The 13,983-nt window shown below is 65.4% G+C and carries 12 protein-coding genes; 9 read left to right on the top strand and 3 right to left on the bottom strand.

Features of this window, described 5'->3' with window-relative positions:
* Window positions 1–8 precede the first annotated feature (8 nt).
* The 4 genes from bphC (at window position 9) to ACEWX3_RS04990 (ending at window position 4,408) form a co-directional block, all read left to right on the top strand.
* Window positions 9–917 (top strand): biphenyl-2,3-diol 1,2-dioxygenase, encoded by a 909-nt coding sequence (gene bphC / locus ACEWX3_RS05005; RefSeq protein ID WP_374158829.1) that lies wholly within the window; start codon window positions 9–11, stop codon window positions 915–917.
* Window positions 914–2,374: an FAD-dependent oxidoreductase gene (locus tag ACEWX3_RS05000; protein WP_374158828.1), complete on the top strand. Its 1,461-nt coding sequence runs from the start codon at window positions 914–916 to the stop codon at window positions 2,372–2,374. The genes bphC and ACEWX3_RS05000 overlap by 4 nt, the downstream gene beginning before the upstream one ends.
* Window positions 2,375–2,585: 211 nt before the next feature.
* Window positions 2,586–3,464 (top strand): IclR family transcriptional regulator, encoded by an 879-nt coding sequence (locus tag ACEWX3_RS04995; protein ID WP_374158827.1) that lies wholly within the window; start codon window positions 2,586–2,588, stop codon window positions 3,462–3,464.
* Window positions 3,461–4,408 carry an alpha/beta hydrolase gene (locus tag ACEWX3_RS04990; protein ID WP_374158826.1) on the top strand — a complete coding sequence of 316 codons (948 nt, stop codon included), beginning with the start codon at window positions 3,461–3,463 and terminating at the stop codon, window positions 4,406–4,408. Before ACEWX3_RS04995 ends, ACEWX3_RS04990 begins: the two co-directional genes overlap by 4 nt.
* Here the strand turns inward: ACEWX3_RS04990 and ACEWX3_RS04985 are convergent.
* Window positions 4,398–5,633, bottom strand: coding sequence for an NADH:flavin oxidoreductase (locus ACEWX3_RS04985; RefSeq protein WP_374158825.1), 1,236 nt, complete (start codon window positions 5,631–5,633; stop codon window positions 4,398–4,400). The genes ACEWX3_RS04990 and ACEWX3_RS04985 overlap by 11 nt on opposite strands.
* Window positions 5,634–5,733: 100 nt before the next feature.
* On the opposite strand from ACEWX3_RS04985, the gene ACEWX3_RS04980 reads away from it, so the two are divergent.
* Window positions 5,734–6,081 carry a hypothetical protein gene (locus ACEWX3_RS04980; RefSeq protein WP_374158824.1) on the top strand — a complete coding sequence of 116 codons (348 nt, stop codon included), beginning with the start codon at window positions 5,734–5,736 and terminating at the stop codon, window positions 6,079–6,081.
* Window positions 6,074–6,700 carry a Dabb family protein gene (locus ACEWX3_RS04975; RefSeq protein WP_374158823.1) on the top strand — a complete coding sequence of 209 codons (627 nt, stop codon included), beginning with the start codon at window positions 6,074–6,076 and terminating at the stop codon, window positions 6,698–6,700. Before ACEWX3_RS04980 ends, ACEWX3_RS04975 begins: the two co-directional genes overlap by 8 nt.
* A gap of 5 nt (window positions 6,701–6,705) precedes the next feature.
* Here the strand turns inward: ACEWX3_RS04975 and ACEWX3_RS04970 are convergent, their stop codons facing one another.
* Both ACEWX3_RS04970 and ACEWX3_RS04965 read right to left on the bottom strand, forming a co-directional pair.
* A complete protein-coding gene (locus ACEWX3_RS04970; protein ID WP_374158822.1) occupies window positions 6,706–7,593 on the bottom strand; it encodes an SDR family NAD(P)-dependent oxidoreductase in 888 nt (295 codons plus the stop codon).
* Complete coding sequence (locus ACEWX3_RS04965) at window positions 7,590–9,512, bottom strand: flavin-containing monooxygenase (protein WP_374159787.1); 1,923 nt, start codon at window positions 9,510–9,512, stop codon at window positions 7,590–7,592. The genes ACEWX3_RS04970 and ACEWX3_RS04965 overlap by 4 nt, the downstream gene beginning before the upstream one ends.
* 117 nt (window positions 9,513–9,629) lie before the next feature.
* On the opposite strand from ACEWX3_RS04965, the gene ACEWX3_RS04960 reads away from it, so the two are divergent.
* The 3 genes from ACEWX3_RS04960 to ACEWX3_RS04950 all read left to right on the top strand — a co-directional run bounded on the left by ACEWX3_RS04960 (window position 9,630) and on the right by ACEWX3_RS04950 (window position 13,931).
* Window positions 9,630–11,198, top strand: a complete 1,569-nt coding sequence (locus ACEWX3_RS04960) for an acyl-CoA synthetase (protein ID WP_374158821.1) — start codon at window positions 9,630–9,632, stop codon at window positions 11,196–11,198.
* A gap of 167 nt (window positions 11,199–11,365) precedes the next feature.
* On the top strand, window positions 11,366–12,484 hold the full coding sequence (locus ACEWX3_RS04955) for a zinc-binding dehydrogenase (RefSeq protein ID WP_374158820.1): 1,119 nt from the start codon (window positions 11,366–11,368) through the stop codon (window positions 12,482–12,484).
* Window positions 12,485–12,509: 25 nt separating this feature from the next.
* Window positions 12,510–13,931 carry an aldehyde dehydrogenase family protein gene (locus ACEWX3_RS04950; RefSeq protein WP_374158819.1) on the top strand — a complete coding sequence of 474 codons (1,422 nt, stop codon included), beginning with the start codon at window positions 12,510–12,512 and terminating at the stop codon, window positions 13,929–13,931.
* Window positions 13,932–13,983 lie beyond the last annotated feature (52 nt).

The following is a 13,983-nucleotide window of genomic DNA, read 5'->3' as shown; positions in this document are numbered from 1 at the left end:
CGCGACAGATGAGTCTGATCAAGAGCCTCGGTTATGTCACCGTGCAGGCCACCGACATCCCGCGCTGGCGCCAGTTCGCCTTCGATGTCTTGGGCTTCGCCATCGGTACCGGACCTGATCCTCAATCGCTCTATTTGCGGATGGACGAGCGGGCCGCACGCGTCATCGTCACCCCCGGCGACACCGACAAGATCGTCACCGTCGGCTGGGAGGTGCGCGACTCGGCGGACCTCAATGAGGTCAAGCGCACGCTGGAAGCCGCCGGCACGCCCTACAAGGAGCTGTCGCTGGCCGAAGCCGACAGTCGTCGGGTCGAAGAGGTCATCGCCTTCGAGGATCCCGCCGGGACCTCGCTGGAGGTCTTCCACGGCGCCGTGCTCGACCACAGCCCCGTCGTCACCCCGTTCGGTGCCCGATTCGTGACAGGCGAGCAGGGCCTGGGCCACGTGGTGTTGCCGTCTTTGGACGTGCCCGCAATGTTCGACTTCTACACCGAGGTCATGGGATTCAAGTCCCGAGGCGCGTTCCGGGTGCCGGTGCCGCCGGAGTTCGGTCCCGTCCGGGTGCGCTTCCTCGGGGTCAATCAACGGCATCACAGCCTGGCCCTGTGCCCGGCGGCCACGCTGCGTGACCCCGGCGTGATCCACCTGATGGTCGAGGTCGACACCCTCGACGCGGTGGGTCAGGCGCTGGACCGCGTCAACAGGGACGGCTTCCAGCTGTCCTCGACGCTGGGCCGGCACACGAACGACAAGATGGTGTCCTTTTACGTTCGGGCGCCTGGCGACTGGGACATCGAGTTCGGCACCGAAGGAATGTGCGTCGACGAAAGCTACTACACCGCAGAGGAAATTACCGCGGACAGCTACTGGGGACACCAATGGGTCGATGACCTTCCTGCCGCGATGCGCCCATGACAGCTGACGTCGTCCCGGTCCCGGAATCCGAGATTCTGCGCTGGGATCACGAAGCGGATGTGGTCATAGCCGGCTACGGTGTCGCGGGTGCCGCGGCGGCGGTAGAAGCCGCGCGTGTCGGGGTCGATGTGCTGGTGCTCGAGCGAACCGGATCCTGGGGCGGTGCGGCGTCGATGGCCGGCGGGTTCATTTACCTCGGCGGTGGCACTTCGCTCCAGAAGGCCTGCGGCTTCACGGATTCGGTGGACAACATGGCCGCCTTCCTCAACGTGGCCATGGGTCCCGGCGCCGATGGGCGGCGGATCGCCGACTACTGCGAAGGCAGCGTCGCCCACTTCGACTGGCTCGTCGGCTGCGGTGTCCCCTTCAAGGAGGAATTCTTCGGGGAACCAGGCTGGGAGCCCATGGGCGATCAGGGCTTGATGTACTCCGGTGGCGAGAACTCGTTTCCGTTCAACACAATTGCCCAGCCCGCTCCGAGGGGCCACATCCCCCAGATGGCCGACAAGAAGCAGGGCGAGGCGTCGGCCGGGTTCATGCTGATGAAGCCACTGGTCGACACGGCGACGGCGGCGGGCGCACGCGCTCTCTACGACGTTCGTGTGCAACGACTTGTCGTCGCCTCTGACGGCCGCGTCGTCGGACTGGTGGCTCGCCAGTTCGCCAACGACGTCACAGTCCGCGCTCGCCGCGGCGTCGTGCTGGCCACCGGAAGCTTTGCCTACAACGAGGACATGGTGGCGCGGTACGCCCCGCGCATTGCGGGCCGGCCCGCGGCCTCGATCGAGCAGCACGACGGCCGGGCGATCCGCATGGCGCAGGCCCTCGGCGCCGACCTCGCGCACATGGACGCCACCGAGGTCGCCATTTTCGCCGACCCGCAGCAGCTGGCTCGCGGGATCTTGGTCAACGGCCGGGGACAACGGTATGTCGCCGAAGACACCTATGCGGGGCGGATCGGCCAGCTGACGCTCTATCACCAGGACAACACCGCATACCTGATCATCGACGGCGAGGCGCAGGACGAGGCGATGGCGTCGCTGTCGCCGAAACTGATGCTGCGTCCGCCCACGTGGGTGGCCGACACGGTCGCCGACCTGGAGGCCGAGATCGGCCTGGCTTCAGGAGCCCTGCAGGGCACCGTCGCCGCCTACAACGCGGGCGCTGCACGCGGTGAGGATCCGCTCCTGCACAAGAAGGCGCAGTGGCTCAAGCCGATCGGCTCCCCGGTCGGTGCGATCGACCTCCGAGAAAGCACGGGCGGCTTCACCCTCGGCGGCCTGGCCACCACGCTCGACGCGGAGGTCCTGCACGTCAGCGGCGATCCCATTCCCGGGCTTTTCGCCGCGGGACGCTGCTCGGCCGGCCTGGCGGCTTGGGGGTACGCCAGCGGTATCTCCCTCGGCGATGGCAGCTTCTACGGCCGCCGCGCCGGCCGCAGCGCCGCTGGGGCCTGACGACCTTCCGCGCCCCTCACCCCTCACCCCTCACCCTCAGGTGAGAGTTTGCCCAGTTCAGAGCGGTTGCCCAGTAGGGGCACCAAGCTTGGGCGATTCGGCACCCCTCCGAGATGGCGCATCTATGTGACAGCAGCCACAGCGATGTGATACTTCTATATTACCAATAGGCATATGCCTATTAGGCATTATCAGCCCACGGAGGATCCCGATGACCGTGACCATCGAAACCCCGGCGGCAGTCGCCGGGAAAGCAGCCGCCGAAACGCCCAGCGCCGTGATCGATCGGGTGTCGCTCGTGCTGGACGCCTTTGATGGACCTGGCCGGCTCACCCTCGCCCAGATCGTCCGCAAGACCGGGCTACCGCGGTCATCAGCGCACCGGATGCTTGAGCGGCTCGTGCAATTACGCTGGCTACGCCGCAGCGGCCGCGACTACGAATTAGGGATGCGGCTTGTCGAGCTCGGTTCGCTGGCCGTTCATCAAGACCGGCTCCACAAGGCGGCCATCCCGATGTTGCACGAGCTGCACGCTGCGACCGGACTCGTCGTCCATCTCGCAGTCCTCGACGGGCCCGACGTCGTCTACATGGAAAAGGTCGGCAACCGCATGGTCGCCGCCATCCCGACCCGAGTCGGTGGCCGCCAGCCGGCGCATTGTGCTGCCGTGGGTAAGGCGATACTTGCGTTCGCCGACAACCCGGACATCCTGACCTACGACAGCGATCTCCTGCCCCGCAGGACGAAGTACTCGATCTCGACCCCAGGTCAGTTGCGCACCGAGTTGCAGAAGGTCCAGGCACACGGCATCGCCTTCGACCGCGAGGAGTCGGTTCCTGGGTTCGGTTGTGTCGCAGCGCCTATCGGAGAACCGGGCGAAGCGGTTGCTGCCGTGTCGGTGTGCGGGCCCATGAACCAGATGAAGTTCGATCAGCAACTGGTCGCACCGGTTCGGATGGCGGCCCTGCGCATCTGGCGCGCCGTCGAAGGCGGCCCGATGCGCGTAGCGCCCACCTTGCAGCAGATCCGCCCGTTGCGTGGCGGCCCGATGCCGGTTCCGGCAGCCAAGACCAACCTGCGGCTCGTATGAGCGTCGACCCGCAGATCGCCACCATCCTGACGACACTCGACTCCGGTTTTCCGCCGGTTCACACGATGACAGGCGACGAGGCCCGCGCGGCGATCCGCTCGCGCTTCGTTCCCCCTGCCGAACCCGAGCCCGTCGCAGCGGTCGAGGAACGCACCGTCGCGGGCCCAGACGGATCAGTGACCGTGCGTATCTACCGCCCTGCCGCTGCGGCTGAAAAGGGCTGTCCCACATTGGTCTACGCGCACGGTGGCGGCTGGGTCTTCTGTGACCTGGACAGCCATGACGGGCTGTGCCGCGCATTCGCCAACGGCATGTCCGCCGTTGTCGTGTCTGTGCACTACCGCCGAGCGTCAGAAGAGGGCCAGTGGCCCGCCGCCGCCGAGGACGTATACGCCGTGACCGCGTGGGCGGCCGAGAACATCGGTGAGCTCGGCGGGGACTCATCGAACCTGCTCGTCGGCGGCGACAGCGCCGGGGGCAACCTCGCTGCCGTCACGGCGTTGATGGCGCGTGACCGTCGCGGCCCCGCCCTCGCCGGTCAAGTGCTGCTCTACCCGGTGATCGCCGCGGACTTCGACACCGAGTCCTATCGTCTCTTCGGCACGGGTTACTACAACCCCGTCACAGCCCTACGGTGGTATTGGGATCAATACGTGCCCGTGATCGCGGACCGGACCCACCCGTACGCGTCGCCGCTGGCCGCCCCCGACCTGTCCGGGCTACCGCCGGCGATCACTGTGGTCGCGGGGCACGACCCCCTGCGCGACGAGGGTCTGGCCTACGTCGAGGCGTTGGAGGCTGCCGGGGTGCCCAGCGTGTGCCGCTACTTCGAGGGCGGTGTGCACGGGTTCATGACCATGCCTAACTTTGACATCTGCCGCCAGGCCCGCGAACGGGTGTGCACCGACGTCACCGAGCTGGTGGGCAGTCCCGTCACGAATTGACGGCGCGGAGTCCAGGCACCTCGCTCGTCGCGGCCACTCCGTAGCGCTGCTGCGGGTCCAGCACGCAGTGAGTCCTACCGAACACGGTCACCATGCACCTGTTGTTGTGATTGCACCGGCTTCGCACGCTCGAGTCGGCGATCATCTTGTTGACCAGGTCGGGTTCCCGCAGCAGGGCACGTCCCATGGCGACGAAGTCGAAGCCCTCCCGCAAGCCGGTATCGATGTGGTCGCGGTTGGTGATCCCGCCGAGGAGAATCAGCTTGGTATTGCTGACGATCGGGACAAACTGCCGCGCGGCGGGAAGCATGTAGAGGTCTTGATAGGGGTAGCTTCCCATCACGCCCTTACCGAGGATCCGGACTCCTGGACGCAACATCGGCGGCATCACTTTCGCAAACTCCCGGACCGGGACATCGCCGCGGAAAAGGTACATCGGGCGGTACACCGAGGATCCCTGCGTCAGCTCGATGGCATCGAGCGCGGCGTCGGCGTCGAGAAGCTGAACTGTGCGCAGCGCCTCGTCGATCCAAATGCTGCCGGGCAAGCCGTCGTCCATGTCGAGCTTGGCGATCACCGCGATACGGTCACCGACGACGTCGCGGACCCGCCTCGCGATCTGACGGACCAGACGCGACCGGTTGTCGATGTCACCACCGTACTCGTCCTTGCGCCGGTTGATCAACGGGCTCAGGAAAGAGCTCGGCAGATACAGATGGCCGAAATGCAGTTCTACAGCGTCGAACCCGGATTCGACAGCGACCCGTGATGCGGCGGCGAACTGTTCGATTACCGACTCGATCTCGTCCCGCCGGATTTCACGGCAGTACGCGAACGATGTCGGGTTGACGAACCGACTCGGCGCCACCGCGGTGACCCCAGTCAGCTTTTTCGGCGCGACAACGCCGGCGTGGCCAAGCTGTGCCGAAATGGCGGCACCGGCATCGTGTACGGCGTCGGTAAGCTTGCGCAGGCCCGGCAGTGCATCACCGTTCATCACGATCTGTCCGGGGGCGCTGGCACCCTGAGGTGACACACAGCAGTAGGCGACAGTCGTCATACCGACCCCACCTTCGGCGAAGCTGCGGTGGAAATCGACCAGATCGTCGGTGACCCGACCATCCGGCGAACGGCCCTCTGAGGTCGCGGCTTTGATGACTCGATTACGAAGTAGGACAGACCCCAGCCGGACGGGGCTGAACGGATCCGTGCTGAGGTCGGCCATCAGAACACCGTCGATGTCAGGCGGCGATGCGTCAACACCCGTCTCCCGTTGGCCGGGATCACGGACCGCAGTAGATTGTCCGGTCCTTAATCTCGATGTCATGGCAGACGGTGAAGTCTTCGTCATCGACCGCGTGGTCAGCCGACCAGGGCGGGCCCGCGAGTTCATCGACAGATACCTGGCTGAGTATGCGCCAGGTGCCCGCGAACGCGGGATGACTCTGTGCACCGTTCTGGTATCACCGCCGATCTGGTACGCCACCGAGTCGAACACCATCACCATCACGTGGTCTCTACCCAGTGCTCGCGCATGGTGGGAGATGACGTGGAAGGGCCGTCCGGATCCTCAGGTGGGTGCGTGGTGGGACAGTGTGGAGGCGATGATCGCCGAAAGGGACCGCAGTGCCGCCTCAGCGTTCGAGGACGTCGAAAGACTCTGCGATGTATAGCGTCACCCGCCTCCTCGATGTCGCCGAAGCGGACTGTGCGCGGATACAGCAACTGGTTAACAAGCTCGCGCAGGAAAGCGGCGCCGCCCGGCATCTCGTCGCGCCCACGTTGCCGGGCAGCCGCAACGGCGGCGACGTCCTGGTTCACCTACGCTTCGATGACAGCGAACAGTGGGCCGCCGTGTCGGACGACTTCGATGCGGCGCTGGCCGATCCAGCGATCACTCGGGTCAACGGTGTCAGCTATCACGGCAGCCCCACCGTCATCGCCGACCGCGCACCCGGAACTGTGTACCGCACGCTGCTCCTGCGCGTGGAGCACGGTGTCTCGCCCGCAACCCAAAGCCGGTTCTGCGCAGATCTGGAACAGCTACCTGGCTATGTCTCCACGATCAGTGCATGGCAGCTGAGCCGGCCCGATCACGCCGTGGGCAACGCGTGGACTCACGTGTTCGACCAGGAGTTCAGCGACACCGACGGCATCATGGGCGCCTACCTCATGCATCCGATCCATTGGGCCGTCGTCGACCAGTGGTTCGACCCTGAATGCCCCAATGTCATCGTCCGCGAACGCGTGTGCCATAGCTTCTGCACAGACGGCGGCCGGGTCTTACGCTGACGCGCCTACAAACCCAGCGGCAGGATGTTCGGGTTCGCGGTGGCCGGTGGCTCCAGCGCCGGCAGCGTCGTGGTGCCGTCCAGGCTGCGCACCGTCATGCGGTGCGTCCAGGGGTAATGCAGGCTGAAAGCGATCAACCCGGTGCGCTCCACGGCGGGCCGATGGCACATCGCCAGCACCGTTTCGGCGAGATATTCCACCGGCTCGGTCGGGAACGTGTCCGGGATCAGGCTCGCCGCTCCGGGCGTCCGAACCGCACTCGAAGGCCCCACCACGTTGACGGCGATATTGGAATCGAGAAGTTCGGCGGCCACGCCCTGGGTGAACCGGTGCAACGCGGCTTTCATCGACGCGTACACGACATCACCGGAAGTTCTGTTGTACTCGCGGTAAGGGCGCACTGGTGCCAGCCCGGTGACAGAGCCTATGTTGACGATCCATCCCGCGCCCTGGCGCCGCATGTACGGAATCGCGTTCTGCGTCAACACGAACGGCGTGCGCACGTAGTGTTCGACCGTGCGGTCGAATGTCTCCAGTTCCATGTCTTCGACGATCGAGTAGTCGGCGTAGCCGGCGTTGTTGACCAGGATGTCCAGACGCCCTGTGTGGTCGACGACGTGATCGATCAGTGCCGCACGCTGCTGGGCATCCTCGAGGTCACACGCGACGCCGAACGCCTGGCCGCCCGCGGCCTCGATCAGCTCGATGGTCTCGCCGATGGTGCCGGGGATCTCGACACTATTTCCGGCCCGGGTGGACACTGACGGCTCATAGGAACGGGCGGTGACCGCTACCGTCGCGCCCTCGGCGGCCAGACGCTGGGCAATGGCCCGGCCGATGCCACGGCTGCTGCCGGTCACCAACGCTGTTCTACCGGTGAGGAGTGCAGTCACTGGAGACGAAGATCCTCTTCTTTGGGCGTGCGGTGGCTCCGCCAAACGTCGATCATGCGGAATGGAAAGGCTGTCACGATACGGCCGCCCCCGGAGCGGTAATAGGTATGCGCGGTGGGGGTGTGGCACCACACGGTCTCGGCCATCGCATCGTCGATCTCGCGGACGTAGGCTTCGAACGCCTCCGGTGTGACCTCCAGCGTCGCGGCGCCGCGCTCGGCCATCAACTGCAGGCACTCCATGACGTAATGCACCATGACCTCAACTCCGAAGTTGTGGCCGCCGCCGTGTCCGGGGCTGTAATTCGGTGCGGAAGAGATGAACATGTTCGGAAATCCCGGGACCAGTCCCCCGCGGTAGGCGCTGGGGCTGTCACCCCAAACCTCACGGAGTTCGACACCATCGCGGCCGCGGATGTCCACCGTGGACAGGAAGTCGAGGTAGTAGCCCGTGGCGTAGATGATCACGTCGAGGTCGATCTGGCGGCCGTCCTGGGTGACGATGCCGCGCTCGTTGACGCTGGCGGGTTCACTCGCTTCGACATCGACGTGCTCGCGGGTCAACGCCGCGTAGTAACCTCCGGGATCGCGGATGATGCGCTTACCGTATGGCGCGAAGTCGGGTGTGACCTTTTGTGCCAGTAGGGAGTCGGCACCGAAAACCCGGTCGATGTACTCGAGGCACATCTGCAGCAACACGTCGTTGGCCTTCGAGATGGACAGGTGCTCGGCCGCCCACTCGGGATCCCGGATGATGACGGGGTGGTTGTTGTCGGCGGTGCCCCAAAACGACTTCAGCCGTATCCAATTCGCATAGTACGGGATGTGCGCGTTGAGCCATCGGCGATGTTCCGGGACATCGTCGGTCAGCCGCTTCCTCGGTGCCACCCAGTGCGGCTGCCGCTGGAACACCGTCAGATGCTCGACCTCGTCGACGCAGGCGTCCACGATCTGGACAGAGGTGCATCCGGCGCCGATGATCGCCACCTTCTTGCCTTGCAGAGAAAGTTCGGGATCCCACTCGGCCGAATGGATGCTCACGCCGGCGAAATCCTCCCGGCCCGCAAGGTCGGGCCATCGGGGACGATTGAGGTAACCTGCGGCGGGCACAACGACGTTGGCGTACGACACATCCCGCGTTCCGTCGGCGTCGACGGTGTGGACCGCCCACATCGCGCGGTTCTCATCCCAGTGCAGCGCCACCACTTCGGTGCTGAACCGGGTTTTCTCACGCAGCCCATTCTTGTCGGCGACAGACTGCAGGTAGCGCTGATACTCAGCGCCCTGTGGGTAGTAACTCGTCCAGTCACCGTTGATGTCACGCGACAGGGAGTAGTAGGCCGACGGCGTGTCCACCCCGATACCCGGGTAGACGGCGGTGTACCACGTGCCGCCGACTTCATCGTTGCGGTCGATGATCTCGTAGTCGATGTCCGCAGCGGCGCATTCCAGCGCGGCCGCCATCCCCGCGATGCCGGCCCCGACGATGACCACCTTGAACCCCGCTGGCAGCTTTGCGTTCCGCGGCAGCACCGGCTGGGAAGGATGAAAGCCGCCCTGTTCCAGCAGCAGACCGACGTATTCCTCGCCGACCTCGGTACCCAGTGCCAGTGGGGCGATACGACTGAACAGGCCCGGATCATCGAACGCCACCGCGTCGCTGCGACGTGGCCCGGCCAGCGCGGCCGTCACCGCCTCCACAAGCGTCTCCAGTGTTTCCGGATCGGTGGTGCCGACCTGTTCGGGCGGATCCGGTGTGAAGGAGATCTTGGCCGCATACCGGTCCGCCACTCCCGGGTCGCCGGTCAGCTGAGCCAGTACCGCCACCAGTATCCCGGCGTCGGCTTTCCGCAGGTTGGCGCGCAGTTCCTCGGGGTCCACAGATTTCTCGGCGGAAGCCACGGTCACAGCGATCGTCATCGATCCTCCTAGGTCGTGGTTCGAGTATGGGATCGCCGCACGTGATTGGCTGCCGCGCTTTCTACTGAGCGGGACGTGGCTCGATCGCCAACCGACCCCGCCCCTACAGTCCGATTCATGGATGATCTTCATGCCGTCCTCGCCTCGGCACGAAGCCACGCGCTCGGCGACATTCCGCGCCGTTCGGCGCGCAGGAAGCCCGACAAGATCGCCATCATCGACGGTGACGTGGAGCTGACATTCGCCGAATTCGAGAATCTCGTCGACCGAGCAACCGCAGCGTTGAGCGACAACGGTTTCGATATGGGAGACCGCGTAGCGCTGTTGGCCCACAACTGCTGGCAGTACGCAGTCCTGGCGTTCGCGACCGCACGCGCCGGCGTGGTGCTTGTTCCGATCAACTTCATGCTCACCGCCCAGGAGATCTCCTTCATCCTCGACCACAGCCAGGCCACCGGCTTCATCGTCGAGGCCGACCTGATCCCGACGGCCGAGGCCGCGATGCAGCTCGCCGGGAAGGTCAAGACGACGAGCGCGCTCGTCCTGCCCGGCCAGCAGCTCCCGATGGGCTGGCAGGATTTCGCGCAGTGGTTGCAGACCGAGTCAGCAGCCCCGCACCCGCACATCGACGACGATCAGCTGATTCGGTTGATGTACACCAGCGGAACCGAATCACACCCCAAGGGTGCCAAACACTCCACCCGAAGTCTGATGGGCAACTTCATCAGTTCGATCATCGCCGGCTCCATGGAAGGTACGGACGTCGAGGTCCATACGTTGCCGCTGTACCACTGCGCCCAGCTCGACAACTTTCTCATCACAGACATCTATCTCGGAGCGACCAGCATCATCCTGCCGGGCGCTGATCCCGAAGCGGTGCTGCAAACCATCGAAAAATATCGGGTGACAAATTATTTCGCACCGCCCACGGTGTGGATATCGTTGCTGCGCTCACCCACCTTCGACCAAGTAGACCTGTCCAGCCTGCGCAAGGGCTACTACGGCGCCTCCGCGATGCCGGTCGAGATCCTGGCAGAGATGCGGGAGAGGCTGCCCAATCTGCGGTTGTGGAATTTCTACGGCCAGACGGAGATGGCCCCCCTGGCGTCGGCGTTGGGCCCCGACGAACAGGACGCTCACCCCGGTGCTGCGGGCCGGCCGGTGATCAATGTGGAGACGGCGATCCTCGACGACGACAACACCCCCGTCATGCAGGGCGTCGTCGGCGAAATCGCGCACCGTAGCCCCCATCTGATGCTCGGGTACCTCGATGACGATGCCAAGACCGCCGAGGCGTTCCGCGGAGGGTGGTTCCATTCCGGCGACCTGGGCTACTACGACGACCACGGCCTCCTGCACGTGGTGGACCGTAAGAAGGACATGATCAAAACGGGCGGCGAGAACGTCGCCAGCCGCGAGGTCGAAGAAGTCATCTACCGGCACCCCGCGGTCGAGGAGGCGGCCGTGTTCGGCGTGCCGCACCCGACATGGGTGGAGGCTGTGGTGGCTGCAGTGGTGACCCGCCGGGGCACGCAGCTGACCGAAGAAGAGGTGGTCCGGCACTGCAGAACACACCTCGCAGGGTTCAAGACACCCAAACAGGTCTACTTCGTCGACGCCCTCCCCAAGAATCCTAGCGGCAAGCTGCTCAAGCGACTCCTACGCGATCAATTCAGCAGCAGGTAGCCGGGGGCGTGTGACCGTCACCGCACCTGGTGGTGTCCGCTGGGCGGGAAGCACGACCTGCGCCGGACCCAGACGCCGATAACGTCCACGGCGATGCTTGGCGACGCGCAACGTCACCTAATGACTCAGCGCGTCGAACCGCTTTCTGAGCGAGAGGAATTCCGTCCATGACGCTGGCCCCGTTCAAGGGACGCATCGCCCGCTTCGACGAGCCGGGGCAGCCGTTCGCGATCGAGAACGTCACCCTGCCGGATGTCAACCCGGGCGAGATCCTGATCAAGGTGACGCGGGCCAACATCTGCGGTTCGGACGTCCACGCCTGGCATGGAACCTTTGCCACGCGAGGTCTGGGCGGACAGCTCCCCACCGTCCTCGGCCACGAGACGGTCGGCACGGTCGCGGCGATGGGTGCCGGGGTCGACACGGACTCGAACGGTAGGCACCTGGAAATCGGTACCCGCGTGGTATTCCCGTACTTCTTCAGCTGCCACTGTTGCCGAACCTGTTTGGCAGGTCGCCGGAATGCGTGCCTGAATCTCAGGATGGCAATGCTCGGGCGAGCCGACGAACCGCCCTACTTCGTCGGTGGCTACGCGGACTTCTTCGTGCTTCCCGCCGGCGCCGTGGTCTACACCGTCCCGGACACGGTCTCCGACGACATCGCCGCCGGCGCCAACTGTGCACTCGCCCAGGTCATGTACGGCCTCGAGCGGGTCGACCAGCAGCTCGGCGAGTACGTGGTGGTCCAGGGCGCAGGCGCACTGGGGTTGTACGCCGTCGCGGTCGCCAAAGCGCGAGGCGCGGCACAGGTCATCGCGATCGACGGAGTGCCCGAGCGGCTGGAATTGGCCACCGCGTTCGGCGCCGACACCGTCATCGACATCACCGAGGTGACGACCGAAAAGGAGCGGGCCAAGATCGTCCGAAAGCTCACCGACGGGCAGGGCGCTGATGTGGTGGTCGAGGTCGTCGGGCATCCCTCGGCCATCGACGAAGGCCTCAAGCTGCTCGGGCAGTTCGGCCGCTACGTCGAGATCGGCAACATCAACATCGGCAAGACCTTCGCGTTCGACCCGTCCCGGTTCGTGTTCGGCAACAAGACGATGGTCGGCGTATCCCTGTACGACCCGGCAGTGCTGTCACGCGCGCTGGCCTTCCTCGAGGAATACCAGCACCGGCTACCGTTCGAACGGCTCGCCACGGCGTGCTACTCCCTGGACGACATCAACGAGGCCTTCGCTGCCGCCGAGGACAGGCGCGACGTCCGTGCCAGCATCGTGCCCTGATCCCACCAACCCGGAGACACCAGAGTTGAGCAACCACACCTACAGCCGCACCGAGCTCTACATCGACGGTGCATGGGTGTCCCCCAGCGGGACCGACACCATCGACGTGATCAACCCCGCCACCGAGGAGGTCCTCGGCGCCGTACCCAGCGGCACCGACGCCGATGTGGATGCCGCCGTGGCCGCCGCGCGTAGAGCCTTCGACCCGACGATCGGGGTCTCCGAGCGGCGCGAACGCCTGGACGCGGTGATCACCTCGATGAACAAGCGGCTGCCCGATATCGCCGAGACCATCACCGCCGAAATGGGTGCGCCGATCCGCATCGCACAGTCCGTCCAGACCCAAGTGCCGCTCGCAGTGGCCCGCGGATTCGCCGATGCATTGGCCACGTTCGAGTTCGAGGAGCGCATCGGCAACTCGTTGGTCACCCGTGAACCCTACGGTGTCGTCGCGGCGATCACCCCGTGGAACTATCCGCTGTATCAGGTGGTGGCCAAGGTCATCCCTGCGATCGCGGCGGGATGCACGGTGGTGCTCAAACCGAGCAACGAGGCTCCGCTGTCGGTGTTCGAGTTCGTCGAAACACTGCACGACGCCGGCCTACCCCCAGGGGTGGTGAACCTGGTATCCGGGCCCGGGCGGGTCATCGGCGAGCGGCTCTCGGAGCACGAGGACGTCGACTTCGTCTCGTTCACCGGTTCCACCGGTGTCGGCAGCCGGGTCGGCGAACTGGCCGGCGGGACCATCAAGAAGGTGGCGCTGGAACTGGGTGGTAAGTCAGCCAACGTCATCCTCGACGGCGCCGACCTGAGCACCGCGGTGAAGGTCGGTGTCGGCAACGCGTTCCTCAACGGCGGCCAGACCTGCATGGCCTGGACCCGCATGCTGGTCCCGCTGTCGCGATACAGCGAGGCTCTCGACATCGTCGAGTCGGCCGTCGGCAAGTACACCGTGGGTGACCCGACCGATCCGGGTACCCGGATCGGTCCTTCGGCGTCGCAAAGCCAGCAGCAGACCGTGCTCGGCTTCATCGAACGGGCGTCGGGCGAGGGTGCGCGGCTGCTGACCGGTGGTGCCCAGAAAATCCGCGACGTCGGTTACTACGTTGCCCCGACGGTATTCGCCGACGTCGACCCTGCCTCGGAACTGGGGCAGGAGGAGGTGTTCGGCCCGGTCCTGGCGGTCATCCCGTTCCGCGATGCCGACGAAGCCCTGGAGATCGCCAACAGCACTGCGTATGGGCTCTCGGGTGCGGTGTGGGCGGCCGATGATGACACCGCGGTGGCTTTCGCCCGACAGGTGCAGACCGGCCAGCTCGACATCAACGGCGGTAAGTACAACCCGGCCGCACCGTTCGGCGGCTACAAGAAATCCGGTATCGGCCGCGAGCTCGGGCGCATCGGCTTCGAGGAGTACCTACAGGTCAAATCCCTGCAGCTGCCCTGACAACCGGCAGTCGTCCACTCACATAGCAGAAGCGAGCACCCTTGAGCACGTC

The organism is Mycobacterium sp. G7A2 (genome assembly GCF_041902445.1).
Lineage (GTDB): Bacteria > Actinomycetota > Actinomycetes > Mycobacteriales > Mycobacteriaceae > Mycobacterium.
This window is presented reverse-complemented; position numbering and strand designations above follow the sequence as displayed.